Raw genomic sequence first — 26,400 nt, 5'->3', positions numbered from 1 at the left:
TGGGCCTCCCAAACGGCAATAAAGGCAGTGATAAAGACACGTATCACGTGGCTTTAGCGCTGTCTTGCCGCAGCCCACCAATCAAAGTGGAATTTTATTAGAAAAGCAACACCATGTTATGGTTATAAGCCTAAAATAAATAATATAAGAAGATTTTGTTTTTTAATAACCAATAAATTATAATATGAACAAGTTACATAATAAGGGGGAAATTGGATGAAAAGATTCTCGGTTTTTGTAGTACTACTAATGGTATTGCAACTAATACTGCCTTTTTCTACAACGGTAAGTGCTGAAGAAAAAAGTGATTTATTGAACTATTTAGCACTTGGTGATTCATTAGCAGCAGGGGTGAATGAAAATAGTGAAATTGGACTCGGGTATGCCGATCTAATCGCTAAAAGTTATATGGATGAGCAAGAGGGAATCCAGTTTAACAAAGGGTTTTCTTACCCGGGCTATACAACTGTAAATGTATTAAACGATATTGTTGAAAATGTTACAAAGCCAATTTATGATCTAAATGGTCCGTCAGAAAAAACAGCTTCTATTAAACAGGCAATTCAGGAAGCCGACCTAATTACATTAAGTGTAGGTGCAAATGATATATTGAAATATGTGACTCGCTCAGAGACAGGTAGCATTACATTTGATGCAGCAGGTGTTTTAAAAGGAGTACAGGAAGTATCATCGAACTATGATAAGATTTTCAAAACTATTTATTCGATTAATCCGAATGTTGATATTATCGTAATGGGACTTTACAATCCATTTCCCGCTATTCAAGACCCAGTTATCCAAACACAATTAAATATGCTTGTAACAACGATAAACAATTCAATTAAAAATATAGTAGAAACTAATAAAGGTATTTTTTCAGAAGTAGCCCAATTAATTGCAGCTGATTCGAAAGCGTACCTTCCTAACCCTGCAAATATTCATTTAAGTGAAGCGGGCTATAAAGTGGTCGCAGATAAGATGATGAATGATTATTTAAACTCCATCATTAAAGAAGTAGAAGAAATGACTCCAGAAGAGGTATTGAAAGAAGCACCATTTCAGGATACTAAAAATCATTGGGGTAAAGAATATATTGATATCGCTTATACTCAAGGCTTTATGAGTGGGTTCCAAGATGGTTCTTTTAAGCCGAATGCAAATATGACACGTGCCCAAGTATTATCGGTTATTTCACGTGCTTTTGAATTAAAGGCAACAAAACCTGCCCCATTTAAAGACATTAGCCATTATGCTCAGCAAACACAAAATGAAATTGCTGCAGCATATGAAGCGGGATTAGTCCTTGAAAATGATGGCTATTTCAATCCACAAGGCAATATTACACGCTCACAGCTAGCTTTAGTTTTAATGCGCCTATCAAATACTTTAGCTGGAGAAGAGTTTGAACCAAAAGAACTTGCTCCATTTAAGGATATCGAGAACTATGCTTATGAAACACAAGCAGCAATTACTTATTTATTTGATAGTGGTATTGTACAAGGGACTAGCGCTACTACATTCTCGCCAAAAGGCAATATTACACGTGCGCAATTAGCAAAAATTCTCGTACTCGCAAATTCAAAAGAATAGAAAAACGAGCGTTAAATGGACGGGGATCCATTTGGCGCTCGTTTTTTGTGACGAGTAAATAAAACTCCACTCGTCAAGAAAGGGTACATTCCCACCCAGAAGAGCATGGAATGTCTTTCAAATATATCATTGCAAAAACGGGGATTTTTGCAAGGGGACACTATTTATCTTAATACACTTACTTCGAGTAATTCTACTCTTTCCACTTTAAACCTTCAAAGAAACGGTAAATTTCTTCAAACACTAATTCACGTTCTTTACCTAATGTTAATATATGTCCGGAATTAATGAAAGTTTTAATTGATTTAATTCGTGAATTTACTGAACTATAAATTAGATCGGCACTTTCACAATAATATTCATCATCTTCAAAACCACGTAAAATATGAACAGGTGTTTCAATGACATTTAACTTTTCGCTTGTTTCATTAATCATACTCTGTAAATAATTTAAAGAAGGCATTTTCATGAGTTCAGCAATTTTAGTATGGCTATCCACTGTTTCATCATACGTACCTGATAACTTTTTATAGTTAATCGCATATTCAACAATTCGATTTTGCAGACTATCCGTCGATTTTGACATTGCTGGAGCAGACATTGTAACAATTGCCTTTGTTGGTCGTTCTTCTCCAAGCTTTAAGGAGAAAATGCCCCCAAGAGAAACACCTGCTACTGCGATTTCTTCATAGCCACGATTACGTAAATCATCATAGCCTTCGATTACACTATCCCACCACTCAGTTGGTTGAGATTGGATTAATAAGTCAGGACCACCGCCATGACCTTTATATAATGGTGCATGAACTGTGTAGTTACGATCCGCTAAATATTTTCCTAAACGTTTTACATCATTTGTATTTCCAGTAAATCCATGCAGTAATAAAACAGCACGTTTACCGGCTTCCATTGTAAAAGGTTTCGGCGCGATGAGTTTCATTGTCTATTAGACCCCTTTGTAAAATTAATTATGTCCATTTTATAAAAATTTATAAAAACTATTGAAATTTTAAATTATTTTTGTTATGAAAACTTGCTGCTATCGCTTATTATAAAGAGTATAGATATATAAGTACAATTTATTATTCTTATTGTTTTGATTCGAAAAAGTTATGAATAATGTGGGGGTTGAATTATGGAGATTGAACAGCTTCAATATTTCAAAACCGTTGCTACAATGCAACATATGACACGTGCGGCAGAAGTTTTAGCTATTTCCCAGCCAGCATTAAGTAAATCAATTGCGAACATCGAACAGCATCTCGGTGTGCCACTTTTTAACCGTGAAGGTCGTTCGATTTATTTAAATCGATTTGGTGAGCTTTTTTTGCAAAGTGTAAATGTAATTTTAGATGAATATGATCGTATTAAAGAGGAATTTGAAGATATTATTAAGCCAGGTTCAGGTGAAGTATCATTTGGTTTTATTCATACACTCGGTATGGAAGTAGTTCCCGAATTAATCGCTTCAACAAGCTCGGCTTTTCCAAATATGCATTTTTCTTTAACACAGGCTACTTCACTAAATTTAATGAAAAGACTAGAAGAAGGGGCTATTGATTTGTGCCTATCTCAAAAAATAGAATCAAAGGTAATTGAAATAGAAACTGAGGAATTATTTGTCGAGGAACTTTTCGTAATTGTTCCGACAACACATCCATTAGCTATGCAGGAATCCGTAAAACTAGATGAAGTAAAAAATGAACCATTTATCGCAATAAAAAAAGGCAACTCGCTACGACAGTTAGTCGATGAATTTTTTTTAGATGCGGGAATTGAACTTAATACAACATTTGCTGCTGAAGAAATGCATACTGTTGCGGGATTTGTAGGCGCGGGGATGGGTATTTCCCTCATTCCAAATATTAAAGGGCTTGACCATTATAAGGTAAAGAGGTTAAAGGTAGAGCCTCCATGCTATCGTTCTGTTGGTGTTTCTTGGGCAAAAAACCGCTATCTACCGCCTGCTGTTGTTGAATTTAGACAATATTTATTAGATTATTTTCAGCAAAGGGAAGTTTGAAATGATGGACAAGTATGCAAAATTTATAGTGTGGCTTAAGGAACGGGAAGTAGACAATTTAGCGATTTGGTTACAGGAATTCGAGTTAGCGGAAAAAGGTAGCGAAAAAGCAATAATCAATATTGCTTTATTATATAAACAATATGGTAATTTTGGTGAAATGTACGATTTACTCAATGAGATGAGTGAACGAAAAAATTCAGAGGCGATGTATGCGCTAGCGAACTGTTATATTGAAGGTCTTGGTGGAAAGGGCAGTGAGCATCAAGCTTTATCCTTGTATAAAAGTGCTGCACAATTAGGTCACAGTGATGCTATGAATAATTTAGCTGATATGTACTTCAATGGTGAAGCTACAGAAGTTGACGAGGAAAAAGCGTTCTTTTGGTTTGAAAAAGCAGCGGAGCTCGGGGTACCAGAAGCGATGTATACACTGGGAATTATGTATGAACAAGGTTTGGGAACCGAATGTAATGCATCCAAAGCTTTGGACTATTATAAGCGCAGTGCCGATCTTCAATATGTAGAGGCTAAATATCGCCTAGGTATGGTTTTCTATTCAGGGGAACTTAACCAGCAGCAGAACGATAGAGAAGCAGTCAACTGGTTTAGACAAGCGGGCGAGCATTTCCATGTCGATGCGATTTATAACTTAGGTTATTGCTATGAGCATGGCCATGGCGTCATGCAGGATGTAGACAGAGCCATGACTTATTATAAGCAGGCCAGTATACTAGGGGATATCGAAGCTACAAAAAGGGTAGTAGACTATTATGAAAAAACAAATTCTATAGAAGCTGCTAAGTGGCATGAAAAATTGAAAAGCCTTGAAAACCTTAACGAATAGGATGGAATTTAGTTATACTTCTTAGTAATTTATATGTTTAATTTTCCAGTAAACTTGGGAATATAACCAATAGGGAAAAGTGATAAGGAGGGGAATTTTTATGTTCATGTTTGCCGTACCGCATATCTCTTCTAATGACAATGAAGATGTTATTCAAAAACTACAGCAAATTCTATTGGAGCAACGGGAAAACTTAACAATGCTTTGTACAATTGTTGAATATTTAAGGGAATATGTCCAAACTGGATTAGATAATAAAGATGTCATAAAATATAATCAAAGAATCCAAATGATGACGTATAAACAAACAGATCGTTATAATGAGATTGATCATCTCATTAATAAAAATATTATCGAAATAAAAAAAGGTAAAACTACTGATAACACGGCTTTAACATTTGGAAAAGAAGTAAGGAAAATTGAATCGGGTTTCCGTACGTTAAAACTTTTCACATGTGATGTTATTAATATGTTAGATTCCAATAAACATATCGAAAATCGTAGTTTAGAACGCATACGTTATTTTGATAAACGTTCTGCTTCGTTGGAAGCGGAGATTATTTCACTGACACAGCAATTATCCTTTAAATAGAACTATGAAGCAAACTTTCTCAAATAACCAGAGGAGGTTTGTGTTTTTTTTATTCAATATAAATTTAGAAAATTGTAATATCGTTATGACCATATTTTGAACGAAAAAGATTATACTGTTAGGAGAGAGTGAACGAAATAGGAGCGAATTAATATGAAAACTGTAGTTGTAGTAGGTGGCGGAATTACCGGATTGTGTACGATGCATTATTTAAAAAACCAAATGCATGAAAAGAATATCGAAGCAAGATTAGTATTAATCGAAAAAAATCCCTATTTAGGCGGAAAGATACATTCCGTACATGAAGGAGGGTTTATTATGGAAACCGGCGCGGATTCCATTGTGGCCCGCCATCCAAATGTCCTAGAGCTCGTAAAAGAGCTTAACTTTGATTCGGAGCTTGTTTATAACGAAACAGGTATATCCTACATTCATACTAATAATGAGCTACATGCTATTCCCGCGGGGTCAACATTCGGGATTCCAATGAGCGTGGAATCACTTATGTCGAGCACGTTAATTTCAGAAGAAGGAAAGAAAAGAGCATTAAAGGATATAGACATTCCAAATACAAAATTTACGAAGGAAAGTTCCATCGGTGCATTTTTGGAATATTTTTTAGGGGAAGAAATAGTGCGAAAACAAATTGCTCCTGTATTGGCAGGGGTATATTCGGGAGATTTATACCAGCTGAGCTTAGCTTCAACATTACCGTATTTAGTCGATTATAAAAATAATTATGGGTCGATTATGAAAGGTTTTGAAGCTAATCGCGAGCAGTTTGAAAAAGCAGCGGATAAGAAATTTATTTCTTTCGAGAAGGGGTTATCTTCATTAATTGACCGCCTTGAAGAGCAATTGCCGGAAGTGGAATTCATAAAAAAGGCCGCAACTGAGCAAATACAAAAAGTAGGGGAACAGTATAAAGTTGTATTAGAGGACGAAACGATTATCGCGGATATTGTGGTCCTTGCTGTACCGAATAATACAGTACGTACTGTATTGCAAGACGAAAAATTAGATGGACAGTTAGAAAAGTTTACAACAGCATCTGCATTAACGATGTATGTTGGCTTTGATGTACCGGATAGTGTTTTACCAGCAGATGGTACAGGTTTTATCGTCTCCCATAATAGTGATTTAGTATGTAATGCATCTACATGGACAAGTCGTAAATGGAAGCATACTTCAGCAGAAGGGAATCTGCTCGTTCGTTTATTTTATAAAAATATTAATCCACGCTATGAAGAACTGGCAGCCATGTCTGATGAAGAGTTGGAGAAAGTCGCAATGGAGGATATTCGCTTAAGTTTAGGTATTGAAGCGAAACCAACCGTCGTAAATGTAACGAAATGGATTAATCAGATGCCTCGCTATGATTTAGCACATAATGAAGCGTTATCTAAAGTTATCGACTATTTAGAAGTGCACTATCCGAATCTGCTTTTAGCTGGATGTTCATACTTTGGGGTAGGGATCGGTGCTTGTATTCAAAACGGTAAAAAAACAGCGGAACAAATTATTGCACGAATTATGTAAAGAAATACTTTATTAGGCTAAAGGGTATTGACGTCTTATTTAGATAACGATATGATAGCTTAAATAATTTTAAATTTTTAGAAAAATTCATAAAATTTCTTATCGAGAGAAGTTGAGGGACTGGCCCGTTGAAACTTCAGCAACCAACATTATGTCAGGTGCTAAATCCAGTGGCGATAGCCAGAAGATGAGAAGGGATTAAGTTGACGACTGACAACTATCAAGCCTTCTTTTGCTTAGTGAAAGAAGGCTTTTTTGTATTAAAAATATACTGAAAATACTGTGAATAATGGAGTGAAATAATTGGGTTTACTACAAGATTTAAAAACACGCGTTTTAACGGCGGACGGAGCAATTGGAACTTTACTTTATTCCTATGGGTTGGATTACTGCCATGAGGAAATGAATATTGCACGACCAGAAATTATCGAGAAAATTCATAGTGAATATATTGCTGTAGGTGCAGATATTATTCAAACAAATACATATGGAGCGAATGCGATCAAGTTAGCTCGATATGGTTTTGAAAATCGAGTAAAGGAATTTAACGAAGCTGCGCTGAAGATTGCGAAGCGTGCAGCTGCTCCGGGGGGGCAGTATGTTCTGGCAACAATCGGTGGCATTCGAGGGATTCGAAAAAGTGATGCAACATTAGATGAAATCTTAAATGCCTTTCAAGAGCAAGTGGAAGTATTACTAGCTGGTGAACCGGATGGCTTCTTATTGGAAACGTATTACGACTTTGAAGAATTATCACATTGTGTTCACCTATTACGATCAATGACCGATTTACCGATCATTGCCCAAGTGACGATGCAGGAACCAGGTATCCTTCAAAATTTAATGTCTTTAAATGAAGCATTTCATGAATTGGAAAGGTTAGGTGCAGATATTGTTGGGAGCAACTGCCGGTTAGGTCCTTTCCATACAATTCAGGCGTTTGAAGGGGTCAACTTACCGAACAAAGCTTTTTTATCAGCTTATCCAAATGCATCGTTATTAGATATTGAAGATGGCCGTGTTGTCTATGAATCGGAAACCGATTATTTTGCTCGTGCAGCCGTTGAACTCGTAAATCAAGGAGTCCGTTTAATTGGCGGTTGCTGTGGGACGACACCGAAGCATATTGCGGCGGTAAAACAACGTCTAGCGAATATGCAACCAATTGAAACGAAAGAAGAAAAACACAGGTCTACACAATTTGTCCGTATTCCGGAACCACGTAAGCAAGAGCCACTCCATGAAAAAGCAAAACGTGAACGTTCTGTTATTGTGGAACTTGATACACCGCGTCATCTGGAAATTGACGGGTTTGTCGATGGGGCAAAACAACTGGCAAAAGCGGGAGCCGATGTCATTATGATGGCGGATAACTCACTTGCATCCCCGCGCATCAGTAATATCGCGATGGCTGCGATTTTAAAAGAGCATGGAATTCGTTCATTGCCGCATTTAACGTGCCGTGACCGCAATTTAATTGGGCTTCAGTCACATTTAATGGGACTTGATGCACTTGAACTTCATGATATTCTGGTCGTGACAGGGGACCCGACAAAAGTGGGGGATTTCCCTGGGGCAACGAGCGTATATGATGTTTCGTCAATGGAGCTTATTTCACTTATAAAGCAGTTAAATAAAGGTAGCTCTTTTACTGGGAAATCGCTGCGAAAACAGGCGGATTTTTCGGTGGCCGCTGCATTTAATCCAAATGTCCGTGTATTGGACCGTGCTGTAGCACGTTTAGAGAAGAAAATCGAGCATGGTGCAGATTACTTTATTTCACAACCGGTATATACGAAAGAAAAGATTATCGAAATCTATGAGGCGACTAAGCATTTGGAAACACCGATTTATATCGGGATTATGCCACTTACATCTTCACGCAGCGCGGAATTTTTACATCATGAAGTACCGGGCATTAAATTGTCCGATGAAGTACTTGCGCGCATGGCTGCTTGCGGGGATGACAAAGAAGCATCGACAGCAGAAGGAATCGCGATTGCCAAAGAGCTGCTCGATACGGCATGTAAATACTTTAACGGTATTTATTTAATTACACCGTTTTTACGCTATGATATGACGCTGGAATTAATGAACTATGTAAAACAATATGATGTGGAAAGTAAAGGAGTTCAGTCGAATGTATAATCACCCAATTCATGAGCAATTACAAAAAAGAATCTTAATCATCGATGGTGCTATGGGGACGATGCTTCAGGCAGAAAACCTAACATATGAAGATTTTGGCGGAGAAGACTTAGATGGTTGTAATGAAAACCTGGTACTTACGAGACCCGATGTTTTAGGCAAAATTCACCGTGAATATTTAGCTGCTGGCGCTGATATTATTTGTACCAATACGTTTGGTGGAACACCACTCGTATTGGATGAATATGACTTAGGTGACAAGGCAGTTGAAATTAATAAGCGGGCGGTTGAAATTGCACTAGAGGCGGCAGAAGAATTTTCGACACCAGAATGGCCCCGCTTTGTCGCAGGTGCAATCGGCCCAACGACAAAAACATTGTCGGTAACAGGTGGTATTAGTTTTGAAGAGCTAGAAGAAAACTTTTATATACAGGCAAAAGCGCTAATCGAAGCTGGGGCGGATCTGCTCTTAATGGAAACTTCCCAGGATATGCTCAATGTTAAAGCAGGAACGATTGCGATTCACCGTGCATTCGAAGAGCTTGGCAAAGAGCTGCCTGTCATGATTTCAGGGACAATTGAGCCGATGGGAACAACGCTTGCCGGGCAATCAATCGAAGCATTTTATATATCTATTGAGCACATTAAACCGTTGTCTGTCGGCCTGAACTGTGCGACAGGTCCGGAATTTATGACCGATCATATCCGTTCATTGGCGGAACTTTCGAATGGCTATATTAGCTGTTATCCGAATGCAGGTTTACCGGACGAGGAAGGCTGCTATCATGAAACGCCGGATTCATTATCGAAAAAACTGCAAGGCTTCGCAGAAAAAGGCTGGCTGAACATTGTGGGCGGCTGCTGTGGTACAACGCCAGCACATATCGCGGCGATCCGTGAAGCTGTAGATGGCTATAAACCGCGTGAGCCGAAAGATGTAACACACGGACATGTCGTATCGGGTATCGAGCCTTTGCAATATGATGAATCTATGCGTCCGTTATTTATCGGAGAGCGTACGAATGTAATCGGCTCTCGTAAATTCAAAAACCTGATTGTTGACGGCAAATTTGAAGAAGCAGCGGAAATTGCGCGTGCACAAGTGAAAAACGGGGCGCATGTCATCGATATTTGTTTAGCAAACCCTGACCGTGATGAAGTAGAAGATATGAAAAACTTCATGCAGGAAGTTGTGAAAAAAGTTAAAGTGCCGCTTGTAATTGACTCTACAGATGAAAATGTAATGGAAGTCGCACTGAAGTTTTCGCAAGGGAAGGCCATTATTAACTCGATTAACTTGGAAGATGGAGAAGAGCGTTTCGATGCTGTTATGCCACTCGTGAAAAAATATGGGGCTTCACTTGTTGTCGGTACGATTGATGAAACTGGAATGGCTATTACACGTGAGCAAAAGCTTGAAGTAGCGAAGCGTTCTTATAAGTTGTTAACAGAAAAATGGGGCATGTCAGCAGAAGACATAATCTTTGACCCGTTAATGTTCCCGGTAGGTACAGGTGACGAGCAATATATCGGTGCCGCTGAGGAAACAATCGAAGGGATTCGCCTCATTAAAGAACATTTACCTGGCTGCTTAACAGTGCTCGGTGTAAGTAATGTTTCGTTCGGTTTACCACCAGTTGGACGTGAAGTATTAAATGCAGTGTACTTATATCACTGTACACAAGCAGGCTTGGACTATGCGATTGTAAATACTGAAAAACTGGAGCGCTATGCGTCGATTCCTGAAGAGGAGATCAAGCTGGCGAATGATTTAATCTTCAATACAAATGATAAAACACTCGCTGTATTTACTGACTTTTACCGCGATAAAAAGAAAGATGCAGTTGTGAAAGAATTACCGGCGACAGTGGAAGAACGTCTTGCGTATTACATATTAGAAGGTACGAAAGAAGGGTTAATTGAAGATTTAAATGCAGCACTGGAAAAATTTGATGCACCACTGGATATCATTAATGGGCCATTAATGGCGGGAATGGCGGAAGTTGGTCGCCTATTTAATGAAAACCAGTTAATTGTAGCCGAAGTACTGCAAAGCGCAGGTGTCATGAAAGCGGCGGTAGCTCATTTAGAGCAATTTATGGAAAAAGGCGATACGAGTTCTACTAAAGGAACGATGGTTTTAGCAACCGTTAAAGGTGATGTCCATGATATCGGAAAAAACTTAGTCGATATTATATTAAGTAATAACGGCTTCCGTGTTGTGGATTTAGGGATTAAAGTAACCCCAGCCCAACTTATTGAAGCTGTTCGTAAAGAAAAGCCCGATTTTATCGGTTTATCAGGATTACTCGTGAAATCAGCTCAGCAAATGGTCATTACAGCACAGGACTTTAAAGAAGCAGGAATTGATGTGCCAATTTTAGTAGGTGGTGCAGCATTATCGCGGCGCTTTACGGAAACAAAAATTGCCGCTCAATATGATGGACCGGTCATTTATTCAAAAGATGCGATGCAAGGGTTGGAACAGGCAAACCGATTAATGAATGTAAACGAGCGTGAAGCACTGTTGGAAGAGTTACGTGAATCTCGGGAAAAACGTATAGAATCAGATGCAAAACGCGCGGCACGACCTGTGGCTGTTGCCGTTAAGCCTGTTCGCACAGTGAAGGAAGCTGACGTATGGAAGCCGAAAGATTTAGTGCCGCATATTAAACCGGACTACTCGATCGCCCATTTACACCCATATGTAAATATGCGTACTTTAATCGGACATCATTTAGGGTTAAAGGGCAATTTAGAACAAATGCTAGCTGACCAGGATGATCGTGCTGTTTTATTAAATGATTTAGTAAATCAATATTTGAAAAGTGATGTATTAAGTGCATCAGGCATGTATCAATTTTTCCCTGCTCAATCAGATGGTGATGATGTAGTCGTATATAGTCCTGAAGATGCGAAAACAGAAATTCAACGTTTTACATTCCCGCGCCAGCAAGTAGAGCCATTCTTATGCTTGTCGGATTACCTGAAGTCGGTCGATAGCGGAGAGATGGATTACATCGCATTAATGGTTGTGACAGCAGGTAAAGGTGTCAGCCAAAAGGCAAATGAGTTAAAAGAAGCAGGAAAATTTTTGGAGAGCCATGCATTGCAGGCAACTGCACTCGAGCTAGCTGAAGGCTTTGCGGAGCGTATTCACCAGGAAATACGTGACCAATGGGGATTCCCGGATGCGACAGATTTTACAATGCGTGACCGGTTTGCTGCCAAATACCAAGGGCAACGTTTCAGCTTTGGTTACCCAGCATGTCCAAATTTAGAAGATCAGGAAAAGCTATTTGACCTATTAAAGCCAGAAAAAATTGGTGTACAATTAACAGAGGGCTTTATGATGGAACCTGAAGCAAGTGTATCGGCGATTGTATTTGCACATCCGGATGCACGCTACTTCAACGTATAATATGATTCAAGAGCCGTTTTACCGAAGTTAGGGTGAAGCGGCTTTTGCTACCTGGAGGATGAAATAGATGATTAGACAAGCGACAAAAGAAGATGTACCTGAGATTTTGGCAATTTTTAATGACAATATTTTAAATTCAACCGCCATTTATATGTATAAAGAGCAAACATTAGAAGACCGATTACGCTGGTTTGAACAAAAACAGATTTCCGGTGAGCCGTTACTTGTGTTTGATAGTAATGGGGAAGTTGCGGGTTATGCCACCTACGGAAGTTTCCGTGCCTATCCTGCCTATCAATATACGGTAGAGCATTCTGTATATGTGCATAAAAACCATTATAAAAAAGGAATTGCGAGCAAGCTCATGCATTCGCTAATAGAAGAGGCAAAGGCGAATGACGTAAAAACAATGGTTGGATGTATCGATAAAGAAAATACTGCAAGTATAAAAATTCATGAGAAGTTAGGATTTACGTACAGTGGCACAATTCGCAATGCTGGATATAAATTTGGACAATGGTTGGATTTAGTATTTTATCAGCTTGATTTAGAAGGGCCTAAAAACCCCCAGGAACGTTAACTATAATTTGGTTTGTCACCTGGTCATATGACAACTGTCATAAAAAAGTTGTGATATTTAAGCGTTTCGTCATGTGTGTCTTTTTTGTACGATGTAATTAATTATTTTTACAGGAAAGAGGGATTAACACATGGCAAACATACATGCAGAGAAAACAAAGCAACTACGAAAAGATGTAGCGCCGTTCGCAAAATCAGAAACAAGACTTAGTATTCAACAACTAATCAATACGCTAGGACCACTTTTATTGATTTGGGGAGCAGGCTATGTATTGTTGCAATATTCACCTTGGTTCACAGCGCTTTGTAGTATTCTTGCTTCAGGATTTGTAATTCGTGCATTTATTATTTTCCATGATTGTACACACGGTTCATTTTTCCAGAATAAAAAAGCGAATGCAATTATCGGGAATATCACTGGGCTTTTAACATCATTCCCATATGAAAAATGGAAACGTGAGCATACGATTCATCACGCAACAAGTTCGAACTTGGATAAGCGTGGCATTGGCGATATCGATATGCTTACAGTGGACGAATACCTCGAAAAATCAAAGTTAGGTCGTTTAGGCTACCGTTTATACCGTAATCCAATTGTTATGTTTGGTCTAGGGCCACTATTTATGGTACTCGTATTAAATCGTGTAAACCGCAAAGATGCAAAACGAAAAGAGCGTTTAAATACGTATTTTACAAACATTGTATTATTGGTAATTTGTACAACCCTTATTTTAATCTTTGGTTGGACGACGTTTTTATTAGTACACGGATTAACACTATTTATCGCAGGTGCTTTAGGGATTTGGTTATTCTATATCCAACATACTTACGAAGATTCGTACTTTGAAGTAGATTCTGAGTGGGATTATGTTAAAGCGGCTGTAGAAGGAAGTTCATATTATAAATTACCGAAAATCCTACAATGGGTTACTGGTAATATCGGGTTCCACCATGTGCACCATTTATCACCGCGTGTACCAAACTACAAGCTTGAAGATGCACATGAGTCGATTAAACCGCTTCAGCAGGCGACAACGATTACATTAAAGACAAGTCTAGAATCAATTCGCTACAAGTTATATGATCCGGACAACTACCGTTTTGTTACATTTAAAGAAGCAGCAGAACGCGAAACAAAGCGTGATAAAACACGTAATAAAACACTTACTAACTAACTTCATTAAAAAACAGGTATCTCAACCATGGATTGAGATACCTGTTTTATTATAGAATAAAGAAAAAGAGAATAGAGGTTATTATGCAAACTTGGTATAGTATCATCCCGAAAAGTCCGATGTTAAGTATTTATATATGGATAATCTTTTGTATTATGCCATTCTTCTTTATTATCCAATCCTTCACGTTGTGGCAAATTATATTAGGAATCAATTTAATATTGGCCTATTTTCTGTGCCATTACTTTTCTTTCACGGCTAAGCCTGGACTCAAGTATATGTGGATCAGTTTCCAAATGGTGCTCAATATCGTAATGACTCTTGTTTTTGGTTATGTGTATCTATCCTTATTTACTGCATTTTTTATTGGTAATATAAAGCAGGCAGTTGGATTTTATATTATGTACGGTTTACATATCGGTTTTACCGTTCTATCGATAGTTGGAGGATATTTTATTTTCCTTGAGTTATTTATATCGCAAACCCCGTTCATAATTATTAATGTACTTGGGGTTGTACTATTGCCATTTACATTATATTCGAGAACGCGACGTGAAAATTTAGAAGGTGAACTGGAAACAGCGCGAGAACGCATTTCAGAATTAACGGTATTTGAAGAGCGTCAGCGTATTGCGCGTGATTTACATGACACACTAGGTCAAAAGCTTTCAATGATTGGTCTGAAGAGTGACTTAGCTGCAAGGTTAGTGGAAAAAAATCCAGAGCAGGCGATTTTGGAAATAAAGGATATTCGTCAAGCGGCAAGACTAGCCTTAAAAGAAGTGCGAGAGCTAGTCGCGGATATGCGGGCTGTTCGTATTGAGGAAGAGTTATACAGAGTCGAACAAATATTAAAAGCCGCACAAATTAAACTTCGATTAAATGGTGATAAAAGCGAAATTCATATGCCTACTTTGGCGGAAAATGTTATTAGCATGTGTTTAAAAGAGGCTGTAACAAATATTGTAAAGCATAGTAAGGCGACAATTTGCCGAATTAGTTTTTACCAAAGTGATGATGAGTTTAAAATGACGATTCAAGATAATGGTATTGGTTTTAAACGTTCCCATGAATTAGAAGGCGGTAATGGTTTAAAGGGGATGCAGGAGCGTATAGAATTTATAAATGGCTCACTTGAAATAGAAAACGGTGATGGGACAACGGTTGTTTTAAAAATACCGTTAGCTATTACGCATCAAAAGGGGGAGAACAAGAGATGATTCGAATTGTTATTGCGGAAGATCAGGGAATGCTACTTGGAGCAATGAAATCACTGCTTAGTATGGAAGATGATATGGAAGTGGTTGGTCTTGCGAAAAACGGTGAAGAAGCAATTGAGATGGTAACGGAATTAAAGCCGGATATTTGTATTATGGATATTGAAATGCCGATCAAAACAGGGTTGGATGCTGCTGAAGCTTTACGAGGAAGCGATTGTAAAATAATCATTTTAACGACTTTTGCACGTCCCGGTTATTTTGAAAGGGCACGAAAGGCAGGCGTACGCGGGTATTTGCTGAAGGATAGTCCGATTGAGGACCTTGTCAATTCCATTCGAATTATTATGGACGGTCGCCGAATTTATGCACCGGAGCTTGTGGACTTTGTATATGAAGATGATAGTGAAAACCCATTAACTGAACGTGAAAGCCAAGTGCTTGAACTCGTTGCAGAAGGAAAGACGACGAAGGAAATTGCAGCTGAGCTTTACTTGTCTGCTGGTACAGTACGTAACTATATTTCTACAATCCTTGATAAGCTGGGAGTCGGGAATCGAATTGAAGCGATAGCCCGATTTAAAGAAAAGGGCTGGAATAAATAAAATGCTCCGCTTACTTTTAACAGGTAGGCGAAGCATTTTTTGCTCTTAGCATTAATCTTTTTTTGTTAAGCGCCCAAGGACGAATGCACCAGCTGCTACAGCTAATAAGGTATTCGTCTTTTTATTGAATACTTGCTTTGTAACGAGTGAAATATTTTGCGGGCGCTCAGCAAGGCGACGCATAAAATACCCGTACCAATCTTCACCATAGGGTACGTATACACAAACTTGATAGCCTTCGCGTGAAAGCTCCAGCTGTAAGTCCTTTCGGAAGCCGTAAAGCATCTGGAATTCGAATTTTTCTTTCGGAATATCATATTGCTCAACGAAATACTTCACGTGTTTTATAATATTGTGATCATGTGTTGCAATGGAAGTGAAATGACCATGAGCTAAATGGTATTCAATTAGCTCAATAAAGTTAATATCGATATCTAATTTGTCTTGGTAGGCAACTTCTTCTGGCTCTTTATAAGCTCCCTTCACGATACGCAGGCGGAAGTCTTTAAATTGCTCGACATCTTCCTTTGCTCGGTGGAAGTAAGCTTGGATAACAGTCCCCACGTTATCGAAAGACTTTGAAAGTTCCTCCAACATATCGAATGATGGTTGCAGACGATCATAATCTTCCATATCAAAATTGACGAAAATACCATACTCATGGGCGCGCTCAACAATCTCATATAAGTTGTCGTAGCAAAAATCGATGTCGATATCCAACCCTAACTTTGAAGGTTTCAATGAAATATGCGCATCCAGTTCTTCAACTTGAATGGCTTCAATCATAGCTAGAATATCTTCTTTTGCTTTTGTTGCTTCAGATTCATCGATAACGTACTCACCTAAATTATCAACGGTACATGAAATTCCTTGTTCGTTCAATTTACGAATACTGTCGATTACTTCTTCAATAGTTGTCCCAGCGACAACACTTTGTGCCCCTAACTTTAAACCATATTGTTGAGCGGCGTTTGAAAGTGTTTGGTTTTCGGATAATGAAATGAAAAAATCACGTAATGCTGCCATAATAACATCTCCCTAAAATTCGTTATTTTCTTAAAATTATACCATAGCGCTATTTGCGGAAAGTATGAAGCTTGAATTATTTTACATGCATTTTGATTCCGCAGAACGCTCATTATAACGGCTTCAACCGTGATGAATGTAAGTATTAATTTCCTAGTGATACCTTTTAATGTTTTCCCCTTTTTTAAGCGCATTTAACGTAGCTGCCAAAATAATTAACGAAATCACCAAAACTAATAAAAGATGCTAAGGGTTAATGCCATTAGTAAACAAAGCAAAATAACAAGGAGCTGTCTGAAAAACTTTTCAGAACAGCTCCTTGTTCAGTTTAAGTATCTATATGGTTCGAAAGTGTGTGGGGGAAGGGGGCACACCTTTTTGCTTTTAACTCTTTGGAGAGCTTAAAGAAGATTTCGGAAACCCTTTAGAGCCACTATCCTGTACATTGGTAGGAGTTGATACTTTACCTAAGTTTGTTAAACGTGCGGCAAAGCTATCATTTGATTTTGTAACACCTTTGAATGTATCTTGCATTTCATATGCATAGGCAGCGTGTTCTGCAATGTCTAAGCCCTGTACTTCCTCTTCGTGAGTTACACGTAATGGGACGAAAGCTTTAATGACAAGAGTGGCAACAGCGACTGTGCTAGCAGTCCAAGCAATAATTGCAACAACGCCTAATGCCTGCACGCCAAGTAGTGTTGCGCCACCACCATACAAAAGACCACCGCCAGTAATATCGAACAAACCAACAGCTAATGTTCCCCAAATACCGGCAACACCATGTACTGCTACTGCTCCTACTGGATCATCAACTTTCAATTTATGTTCAATGAAGCGGACAGCTTCCACTAAAATGAAACCGCCGATTGCACCAGCGATAATAGCGCCGACGATGCTTAAGTTTGCAGCACCTGCTGTAATACTAACTAAACCTGCTAAAGCTCCGTTTAATGTTAAAGAACCATCGATAAAGCCGTAACGCAAACGAGTGTAAAATGCTGTAGCAATAACACCAGCTGATGCAGCTAAAAATGTATTTGCAATAACACCTGGAACTAATGCTGGGTCGGCAGCTAAAGTTGAAGCACCATTGAAGCCGTACCAACCTAACCATAAAATGAATACACCTAATGCGCCAAGTGGAATAGAATGACCTGGAATAACATTCACGACGCCTTTTGCATATTTCCCTACACGTGGACCAACCATTGCTGCAACGACTAATGCACCAACTGCACCAGTTAAGTGAACGACTGTGGACCCTGCGAAATCAGTGAAGCCTAATGCTGTTAACCAACCATCACCTTGCCAAATCCAATGCCCAACAACAGGATAAATGATTGCTGTCATAACTACTACTAATGCCATATAGGCAACAATGTTGGTACGTTCAGCAACAGCACCGGAAATAATAGTGGCACATGTCGCAGCAAACATAGCTTGGAATACGAAGAAGGCAATGTCATCAACACCGCTTAATGCAAAACCTGTAGTACCGATAAGTCCGTTGGCTGAGTCACCGAACATTATGGCGTAGCCAACTGCGAAATAGACGATACCGCCGATTGAAATTGTTAAAATATTCTTCATTAATATATTGACCGCATTTTTAGAACGAGTAAAGCCTGCTTCAACCATTGCAAACCCAGCATGCATGAAGAAAACGAAAAATGCACCAAGCATTACCCATACTAAGTTAATCGATAATTCTAAAGCTTCGTTTGTCATAAAAATATCCTCCTTTAGTTAACGGTTAATTAATCAATTGCAATGGAACCGAGTTCTTTCGTGCGAATACGAATCGCCTGCTCTACCGGATAGATGAAAATTTTACCGTCACCAACTTCTCCTGTAGAAGCTTCGCGTAATAAAACATCGATAATCGCTTGAACTTTTGCGTTGTCTACAACCATTTCGAGCTTTAGCTTTTGAGAGAACTCCATTGAAAAGGAATTGCCGCGAAACAATCCGATTTTTCCTTCTTGTCGACCTGCACCGGCAATTTCGGAAATGCTCAGCCCATCAATACCTTCTAAAGCTAAACCTTCTCGCACTCTTGCGAAAACTTCAGGACGAATAATTGCTTCGATCTTTTTCATTTCTCCCCAACTCCTTGTGTTATGTTATCTAACATGATAAATCGATTTTCATAATAAATCAATACCTTATGTTAGGAAAAATGACATGTATATTCGATGGGTTTAATCGCATTGTGAGATGAAGTGAAGATGGAGGGGGTGAATAGTTCGAAATGGCTTTATAAAAGAATAGGAGGAGTGATTTAACAGAAGCTTTACATAACGAACGTTTTTTATTGATTCATTTGGGGAAAACTAAAAGGAATTGAAACTAAAATGTGTGTGAAAATGCAGATATCGAAAATAAAAAATCTTCATACTTCGAATTAATTCAAGATAGTGTATACTATGACTAATTATGTTTTGGAAGAAGGGAACTCACGATGAATGAAAAGTATGTAGATGATAGTTTCGCTTTGCATACCGATTTATATCAAATTAATATGGCGGAAAGCTATTGGGCAGACGGTATACATGAACGCAAAGCTGTATTTGAACTTTATTTCAGGCAGTTGCCATTCGGGAATGGCTACGCTATTTTTGCAGGACTGGAACGCATGTTAAATTATTTGAAAGACTTTAAATTCAGTGAAACAGATATCGACTATTTACGTGAAGAACTCCATTATAAAGACGATTTTATTGAGTATTTAAAAACTATCCGCTTTACAGGTTCGATGTATTCCATGGTGGAAGGAGAACTTGTATTTGCTAATGAGCCAATTGTGCGCATCGAAGCGCCATTGGTTGAAGCACAGTTAATCGAAACGGCTTTATTGAATATCGTCAACTATCAAACGCTTATCGCAACAAAAGCAAGTCGCATAAAGCAAGTAGTCCACAATGAAATTGCAATGGAATTTGGAACACGCCGTGCACAAGAGATGGATGCTGCAATTTGGGGAGCTCGTGCCGCAGTAATAGGCGGTTTTGAATCTACTTCAAATGTGCGTGCAGGTAAATTGTTCAATATTCCTGTATCGGGCACGCATGCGCATGCTTTAGTTCAAGCGTATAAAAACGACTATGATGCATTCCATTCGTATGCGAAGCGTCATAAAGACTGTGTGTTTTTAGTCGATACGTACAACACGCTTAAGTCAGGTGTACCGACGGCGATTCAAGTTGCGAAAGAACTTGGGGACAAAATCAATTTTGTTGGTATTAGATTGGATAGTGGAGATATTGCTTTCCTTTCAAAAGAAGCGCGCCGTATGCTTGATGAAGCTGGATTCCCTAATGCGAAAGTCATCGTTTCAAACGATCTGGATGAATACACAATACTAAACCTGAAAGCGCAGGGTGCACGAGTTGATATGTGGGGTATTGGTACAAAGCTCATTACTGCATACGACCAACCGGCTTTAGGTGCGGTTTATAAAATGGTTTCAATTGAAAATGAGCGTGGTGAAATGGAAGATACGATAAAGATTTCTGCTAATGCCGAAAAAGTTACAACACCTGGATTAAAGCGAGTTTACCGTATTATTAATAAGAAAAGCGGTAAATCGGAAGGTGATTACATCGCGATGGCGGATGAGAACCCGGCGGCAGAAGAACGTATTAAAATGTTCCATCCGGTTCATACATTCATTTCTAAATTCGTTACAAACTTTGAAGCGAAAGAGCTTCACCAACTCATTATTGATCATGGGGAAATTGTATATGATAACCCATCGTTAACAAATATACGTAAATACGCTCATGCCAATTTAGATTTATTATGGGATGAATATAAACGTTCCTTAAACCCGGAAGAATATCCAGTAGATTTGAGTCAAAAATGCTGGGACAATAAAATGCGCAACATTCAAGAAGTGCGAGATATGGTAACAGAACTCGAATAACGTTAAGGGGTGTGTACATTGTCATTATTACAACAACAAATTATTGAAGAATTAAAAGTAATGCCAACAATTAATGTTGAAGAGGAAATCCGTAAATCCATTGATTTTCTAAAGAATTATGCAAAAAAGCATCCGTTTTTAAAAGGGTTTGTCCTAGGCATTAGTGGCGGACAGGATTCTACGCTAACAGGGAAGCTTGCACAAATGGCGGTGGATGAGTTAAATGAAGAAGCCGGCGCACACACATATTCATTTTGGGCAGTGCGACTTCCTTATGGACTTCAGAAGGATGAACAAGATTGCCAAGATGCGCTCGACTTTATCCAGCCGACAAAAATTTATACGGTAAATATTAAAGAAGCTGTTGATGCGAGTGTCAACGCTTTGTTAGCAGCGGGGATAACGCTGAGTGATTTTGCGAAAGGGAATGAAAAAGCCCGTGAGCGTATGAAGGTGCAGTATTCAATTGCGGCTATGCATAATGGGGTCGTAATTGGTACCGACCATGCAGCTGAAGCGGTAACAGGATTCTATACAAAATATGGAGATGGTGGCGTTGATTTAGTGCCAATCTTCCGTTTGAATAAACGACAAGGCCGTCAACTATTGAAGTATTTAAATTGTCCAGTTCATCTGTATGAAAAAGTCCCAACCGCTGATTTGGAAGAAAATCGTCCAGCATTACCGGATGAAGTGGCATTGGGGATCACATACGATCAGGTTGATGATTATTTAGAAGGTAAAGAGATTCCTGAACAGGCGCGTATTACGCTGGAAGGACATTATTTGCGTTCGATGCATAAACGTCATATGCCAATTACAATTTTTGATGATTTTTGGAAATGATAATTAAAGCTGTGTCACGGGAAAAGTGACGCAGCTTTTTTTATTTGTAAATATAATAATTTTTGAACAAGTCGATATAAAAGGGAGGAAGGGGGGACTATACTATGAGGACTTCTAGAGTTGCCGCTACACCAAGTAGTATTTATCGCAACTCGACGCGTGCTATGTTATCCGATACGCATTTTGCGGATGCAATCAACAGTGGAATGCATGATCATTTTCGTGACCCTCGCGAGCAGCTAACCAAAAAGAAACAAAAAAAGAAACCGCAGTCACGTCCTAAAAAGCTTATACATAACAAGGGTCACTATATTATAAAAGGAATGCAGTACAATGCGAATTCTGCAGAAACCTTAAGGCGTTTATTGCGGTATTCTGAGCGGGTAACTACCCTTAATAATGCCAATCGCCGGATAGCAACCTATAAAACATCTATATAAATCACTTCACTTTGAAATATAAGTGAGGTGATTTTCCATTTATAAAGTAAACTAGTTGTACTAACATTTTGTTTTGGTTATGCTTAAACTATATGTAATATATGGTACATTCAGCTGGGAGGACTATTCATGAACGAACAAATCGAGAAAATAATCAGAAATATCGAAAAAGTGATGATAGGAAAAAGAGAGATTGCTGAGTTAAGTATTGTTTCATTACTCGCTGGAGGACATGTATTATTGGAGGACGTGCCAGGTGTAGGGAAAACGATGATGGTACGTGCCCTTTCGAAATCTTTAGGTACTAGTTTTAAACGAATTCAGTTTACACCGGATTTACTGCCATCTGATGTAATCGGTGTTTCAATATACAACCCGAAAACTTTACAATTTGAGTTTCGTCCAGGACCGATAGTAGGAAACATTGTTTTAGCGGATGAAATTAACCGTACCTCTCCGAAAACACAGGCAGCTTTATTGGAAAGTATGGAAGAAGCATCAATTACAGTGGATGGTGATACGATTCAACTGCCAAAGCCATTTTTCGTTATGGCTACACAAAATCCAATTGAATATGAAGGGACATACCCGCTTCCTGAAGCTCAATTAGACCGCTTTTTGCTCAAAATTAAAATGGGTTATCCGACAAAAGAAGAGGAAATTGAAGTATTGAGCCGTGCCGAGAGAACGGTACCAATTGACGATATTTCGGCTGTAATAACAATTGAGCAATTAATGGAATTGCAAAGGCAAGTAAAAGAAGTGCATGTAGAAAATAATATAAAAGAATATATAGTGTCACTCGCTCAAAATACTCGTCAGCATCACAATGTATATTTAGGAGTTAGTCCCCGCGCTTCTATTGCATTAATGCGTGCTGCACAAAGCTATGCATTTATGAAAGGGAGAGATTATGTTATCCCGGATGATGTCCAATATTTAGTAAAATTCGTATTCAGTCACCGTATCATTCTAAAACCAGAAACGCGCTATGAAGGGATTACAGAAGAGCAAGTAATTGAAAATGTGCTTCACTATGCCCATGTTCCCGTGAAAAGGTATGTTCCGGAATGAGGGGATTCAAACAGTTTTTCCGGCATAGCGGTCGCTTAGTTACCGTTATTTTATTGCTCGTTATAACGTATTGCTATGCGATGTTCCAAGGGGGCTTTGTCAGCTGGTTTGTCTTTTTTACAATCTTACCCTTTTTGCTCTATTCAGTATTACTTGCTGTTTTCCCCATTCATTTTAAAGAGATATCCCGAACACTATCGAAGGATCGGATTGAACGAGGGAACGATGTGCAGGTGACGGTAAGATTTCGGAATACGAGTTGGTTCCCAATCGTGTTTATGATGGTACAGGAGTTGCCGATGGACAATGGGCTTTATGAAAGACCAAACGGAAATGTGACAAAGTTATTTTTAGTTGGTTGGAAACGTGAATTCGAATGGACATATGAATTGAAAGCATTAAAACGCGGGGAATATCATTTTAAAGGCTTGGAGTTTACGTGTACGGACTTTTTTGGATGGACGATTCGTAAAGTAGCAGTAAATCATCCTCAACTCTTTTTAGTTTATCCGAAAGTTTCGGATGTGAACGTATTGCCAATAGGGATGCAATATGATCAAGGTTCCAGTCAGTCGCGCTATTCTTTAGTAAAGGACACAACGATGGCAACCGGAGTACGAGAATATATACCGGGGGATCGTTTTTCCTGGATACATTGGAAATCCTTTGCGAAAAATGGCGAGCTACGGACGAAAGAGTTCGAAGATCGTAAATCGCAAAATATGTTTATATTAATAGATCGTGCTGTTCAAAAAAATTTCGAGCAAGTAATCGATTATACAGCATCCTATATTAATAAAATCGTAAAAGGAAATGGTGATGTTTCTTTTTTAAGTGCAGGTGACGATCGATATTTTGCGCCGATCATAAAAACAGATAAACAGTTTGAGAAGGTGCTTCAACACTTGGTAACTGTACAGCCTGATGCGCAGTTTGGTATTGAGCGTCTGCTATATGAAGAACAAAAATTCATGAGCCGCTCAGTAGTAGTTATTGTAACGGGTGAGCTCGTGCCGGAACTGCGGGAAATTTTGAATTCAGGAACAAAATATGCCCGTAAAATTATTTGCTTTGTCGTAAATGATGAAAAAGATTCCGTGCAGCTCTTTAGTCAAAACAATGAGGTTCATTACGTAGGTTCGGATGAGCTGCAGTCAATATATTCGGAGGTGAAGCACGCATGAGACGCAGTACTTCCGAAAAGATTGAATTCACTATTTTCTATATTATTATCTTCCTGATTTTAAGAGAATGGCTTTTACCAATTATGGAATTGACAAGTACAGGCTATTTCATGCAGTTTTTAGTCTTTATGGGCATCTGTTTAATATTGGGTGTTTTTTCATTACCGTTTGTCGTATCTTGGATTATTAAGTTAGTTTATATTACATGGTTTATTGTAAGTGTTTATAATGATGGTCAATTAACGGCAATGCAATTTTTATCGAATGAACTAAAAAATAATGTGAATACAATTTTAGCGGGTGAATGGATTTATGTAAGTGATCCATTCCGTACAAGCTTGTTTTTCATTTTAATTTGGATGCTGATTTATTTAATTCAGCATTGGGTAAGTGTGCGCTTTAGTATATACTATTTCCTTTTGCTTACAGTGTTTTTCATCGGTACACTTGATACTTTTACCGAATATGATGGAACGATGGCCATTATAAAAGTAATGATTTTAGGGCTTATTCTTACAGCTCTCCTTTTCATAAAACGATTGATGCAAGCGGCTAATATGCAAAAGGATTGGACGAGCTATTTAGTTTATGCGACCCCGATTATTATTTTTGTAACAATAGCAGGGATTATAGCAATCTATTTACCAAAATCAGAGCCGCAATGGCCGGATCCAGTACCGTATATGAAGGGGGTTGCTGGGATTGGGGGATCTTCTTCACAATCATTTGCCACAGTAGGTTACGGGGATAATGATGAAAGTCTTGGAGGTCCGTTTGTTGGTGATAATACACTTGTCTATGAAATTCAAACACCGATTCGCCAATATTGGCGTGTGGAAACGAAAGATTTTTACACATCAAAAGGGTGGATTCATTCTGGTGACGATTCTATGCAGCAGACGCTGCAAATGACGGATAAGTTACCGCTTTCCATTAATCCAGGACCGGAAGACCCGCAATCTATACAGGTACTAGCGGTAAATCCAGCTTACCGATTTTTGGTACAGGCATATGGAACGACATCCTATGAACTCTATGATCCGCAAAGTTTGATTAGGTTTGATGCGAGCAACGAAAAAATGGTTCCGGTTATAAATAATAATGTGGTTTCCCCTTCGTCGTATGAAATGACATTCCAACAACCAGAATATAGCTATACCGCATTAAAAGATTCTTTATCTTCCACGGAAAATGATTCACGCTATTTGCAGCTTCCCGATAATTTACCGCAGCGAGTTACAGACTTAGCGTATGAAATTACGGATATGTACGAAAGTGTTTATGATAAAGCGCGTGCAGTGGAAAGTTACTTTGCGAGAAGTGGCTTTCAATATGAAACGACAAACGTACAAGTTCCTAAAGGGAATCAAGATTACGTAGACCAGTTTTTATTTGAAACAAAACTCGGCTACTGTGATAACTTCTCAACTTCAATGGTTGTATTGCTTCGCTCGGTAGGGATCCAGGCACGTTGGGTTAAGGGGTTCTCAAGTGGAGAACGAGTACAAGAAAACGATGGTATGTATACGTATGTAGTGACAAATAATGATGCCCATTCATGGGTGGAAGCATATATTGACGGCATTGGCTGGGTACCCTTTGAGCCGACAATTGGTTTTAGTAACCCAATGAATATTAATTATGATGTTGATTTAGAAATGCCGGAAGAAGAACAATTACCGGAAATGGAAGAACAACCAGAAGTCGTGCAACCAGAACTGGAAGAACAAGATTCGCAGCAGCCTGTTAATGGTGCTGCAAATACAATCAACTGGTCTAATTTTAAATGGGTATTTTATGGATTATTAGCCATACTAATTATAGGGTTTATCATTATGTGGAGAAAGCGCGGCACGTGGCAACCGAAACTTGCTGTGAAAATGAACCGCTCAAAACTAAATCACTCGGATACATTTGAGGAGGGTTATTTAGTATTGTTAAAACAATTGGAGCGTATTCATTTGAAACGTCGTCAAGATGAGACATTACAACAATTTGCGCTACGTGTTGATAATCAGTTAAATACAACTAAGATGAGAGAATTAACTGCCTTTTATGAGAAACTGATTTATGACAAACAAACCAAAAAATTAGACACGACAGAAATGAAAGAAATTTGGGAATATTTAATCAATCGCACGAGTGGTTGATTTTAGCTCATTGAAA

21 protein-coding genes and 1 riboswitch are annotated in these 26,400 nt (G+C 38.6%); of the genes, 17 read left to right on the top strand and 4 right to left on the bottom strand.

Translation table 11 applies throughout. From position 1 onward, the window contains the following. Positions 1-216: 216 nt before the first annotated feature. The gene (locus MHH95_RS02650; RefSeq protein ID WP_340726358.1) at positions 217-1,590 is read left to right on the top strand and encodes an S-layer homology domain-containing protein; all 1,374 of its coding nucleotides are present in this window, start codon (positions 217-219) and stop codon (positions 1,588-1,590) included. A 193-nt stretch (positions 1,591-1,783) separates the two neighbouring features. Here MHH95_RS02650 and MHH95_RS02645 read toward each other — a convergent pair whose 3' ends face one another. Continuing rightward, complete coding sequence (locus MHH95_RS02645; protein ID WP_191701825.1) at positions 1,784-2,530, bottom strand: alpha/beta hydrolase; 747 nt, start codon at positions 2,528-2,530, stop codon at positions 1,784-1,786. Positions 2,531-2,725: 195 nt separating this feature from the next. On the opposite strand from MHH95_RS02645, the gene MHH95_RS02640 reads away from it, so the two are divergent. The 10 genes from MHH95_RS02640 to MHH95_RS02595 all read left to right on the top strand — a co-directional run bounded on the left by MHH95_RS02640 (position 2,726) and on the right by MHH95_RS02595 (position 15,736). Next, complete coding sequence (locus MHH95_RS02640) at positions 2,726-3,613, top strand: LysR family transcriptional regulator (protein ID WP_191701824.1); 888 nt, start codon at positions 2,726-2,728, stop codon at positions 3,611-3,613. Position 3,614: 1 nt separating this feature from the next. After that, positions 3,615-4,460, top strand: coding sequence for a tetratricopeptide repeat protein (locus MHH95_RS02635; protein ID WP_340726357.1), 846 nt, complete (start codon positions 3,615-3,617; stop codon positions 4,458-4,460). A gap of 100 nt (positions 4,461-4,560) precedes the next feature. Then, positions 4,561-5,052, top strand: a complete 492-nt coding sequence (locus MHH95_RS02630) for a chemotaxis protein (RefSeq protein WP_340726356.1) — start codon at positions 4,561-4,563, stop codon at positions 5,050-5,052. A gap of 153 nt (positions 5,053-5,205) precedes the next feature. Continuing rightward, positions 5,206-6,591 (top strand): protoporphyrinogen oxidase, encoded by a 1,386-nt coding sequence (gene hemG / locus MHH95_RS02625; protein WP_340726355.1) that lies wholly within the window; start codon positions 5,206-5,208, stop codon positions 6,589-6,591. A gap of 96 nt (positions 6,592-6,687) precedes the next feature. Next, a riboswitch (SAM riboswitch) is annotated at positions 6,688-6,785 on the top strand. 109 nt (positions 6,786-6,894) lie between these two features. Further along, on the top strand, positions 6,895-8,739 hold the full coding sequence (locus MHH95_RS02620; protein ID WP_340726354.1) for a bifunctional homocysteine S-methyltransferase/methylenetetrahydrofolate reductase: 1,845 nt from the start codon (positions 6,895-6,897) through the stop codon (positions 8,737-8,739). Next, positions 8,732-12,160, top strand: coding sequence for a methionine synthase (metH, locus tag MHH95_RS02615; RefSeq protein ID WP_340726353.1), 3,429 nt, complete (start codon positions 8,732-8,734; stop codon positions 12,158-12,160). The genes MHH95_RS02620 and metH overlap by 8 nt, the downstream gene beginning before the upstream one ends. 67 nt (positions 12,161-12,227) lie before the next feature. Further along, a complete protein-coding gene (locus MHH95_RS02610; protein ID WP_340726352.1) occupies positions 12,228-12,740 on the top strand; it encodes a GNAT family N-acetyltransferase in 513 nt (170 codons plus the stop codon). Positions 12,741-12,870: 130 nt separating this feature from the next. Continuing rightward, positions 12,871-13,914, top strand: a complete 1,044-nt coding sequence (locus MHH95_RS02605; protein ID WP_191701817.1) for a fatty acid desaturase — start codon at positions 12,871-12,873, stop codon at positions 13,912-13,914. A gap of 83 nt (positions 13,915-13,997) precedes the next feature. After that, complete coding sequence (locus MHH95_RS02600; RefSeq protein WP_340726351.1) at positions 13,998-15,134, top strand: sensor histidine kinase; 1,137 nt, start codon at positions 13,998-14,000, stop codon at positions 15,132-15,134. Next, a complete protein-coding gene (locus tag MHH95_RS02595; RefSeq protein WP_340726350.1) occupies positions 15,131-15,736 on the top strand; it encodes a response regulator transcription factor in 606 nt (201 codons plus the stop codon). The genes MHH95_RS02600 and MHH95_RS02595 overlap by 4 nt, the downstream gene beginning before the upstream one ends. Positions 15,737-15,787: 51 nt before the next feature. Here MHH95_RS02595 and MHH95_RS02590 read toward each other — a convergent pair whose 3' ends face one another. The 3 genes from MHH95_RS02590 to MHH95_RS02580 all read right to left on the bottom strand — a co-directional run bounded on the left by MHH95_RS02590 (position 15,788) and on the right by MHH95_RS02580 (position 18,864). After that, positions 15,788-16,762 (bottom strand): proline dehydrogenase family protein, encoded by a 975-nt coding sequence (locus MHH95_RS02590; RefSeq protein WP_340726349.1) that lies wholly within the window; start codon positions 16,760-16,762, stop codon positions 15,788-15,790. A 384-nt stretch (positions 16,763-17,146) separates the two neighbouring features. Beyond that, positions 17,147-18,493 (bottom strand): ammonium transporter, encoded by a 1,347-nt coding sequence (locus MHH95_RS02585; RefSeq protein ID WP_340726348.1) that lies wholly within the window; start codon positions 18,491-18,493, stop codon positions 17,147-17,149. Positions 18,494-18,522: 29 nt separating this feature from the next. Next, positions 18,523-18,864 carry a P-II family nitrogen regulator gene (locus MHH95_RS02580; RefSeq protein ID WP_191701812.1) on the bottom strand — a complete coding sequence of 114 codons (342 nt, stop codon included), beginning with the start codon at positions 18,862-18,864 and terminating at the stop codon, positions 18,523-18,525. 362 nt (positions 18,865-19,226) lie between these two features. Between MHH95_RS02580 and MHH95_RS02575 the strand changes: the two genes are divergently transcribed. From MHH95_RS02575 to MHH95_RS02550, 6 genes are all read left to right on the top strand, one after another. Next, a complete protein-coding gene (locus tag MHH95_RS02575) occupies positions 19,227-20,690 on the top strand; it encodes a nicotinate phosphoribosyltransferase (RefSeq protein ID WP_340726347.1) in 1,464 nt (487 codons plus the stop codon). 18 nt (positions 20,691-20,708) lie between these two features. Then, complete coding sequence (gene nadE / locus MHH95_RS02570; protein WP_339214334.1) at positions 20,709-21,536, top strand: ammonia-dependent NAD(+) synthetase; 828 nt, start codon at positions 20,709-20,711, stop codon at positions 21,534-21,536. Positions 21,537-21,640: 104 nt separating this feature from the next. Next, the gene (locus tag MHH95_RS02565; RefSeq protein ID WP_340726346.1) at positions 21,641-21,976 is read left to right on the top strand and encodes a hypothetical protein; all 336 of its coding nucleotides are present in this window, start codon (positions 21,641-21,643) and stop codon (positions 21,974-21,976) included. 129 nt (positions 21,977-22,105) lie between these two features. Next, a complete protein-coding gene (locus MHH95_RS02560; protein ID WP_340726345.1) occupies positions 22,106-23,050 on the top strand; it encodes an AAA family ATPase in 945 nt (314 codons plus the stop codon). Beyond that, positions 23,047-24,234 carry a DUF58 domain-containing protein gene (locus MHH95_RS02555; RefSeq protein WP_340726343.1) on the top strand — a complete coding sequence of 396 codons (1,188 nt, stop codon included), beginning with the start codon at positions 23,047-23,049 and terminating at the stop codon, positions 24,232-24,234. The genes MHH95_RS02560 and MHH95_RS02555 overlap by 4 nt, the downstream gene beginning before the upstream one ends. Then, positions 24,231-26,384: a transglutaminaseTgpA domain-containing protein gene (locus MHH95_RS02550; protein ID WP_340726342.1), complete on the top strand. Its 2,154-nt coding sequence runs from the start codon at positions 24,231-24,233 to the stop codon at positions 26,382-26,384. Before MHH95_RS02555 ends, MHH95_RS02550 begins: the two co-directional genes overlap by 4 nt. The last annotated feature ends 16 nt before the right edge of the window (positions 26,385-26,400 follow it).

The sequence above is a fragment of the Solibacillus sp. FSL K6-4121 genome, assembly GCF_038002585.1.
Classification (GTDB): domain Bacteria; phylum Bacillota; class Bacilli; order Bacillales_A; family Planococcaceae; genus Solibacillus; species Solibacillus faecavium.
This window is presented reverse-complemented; position numbering and strand designations above follow the sequence as displayed.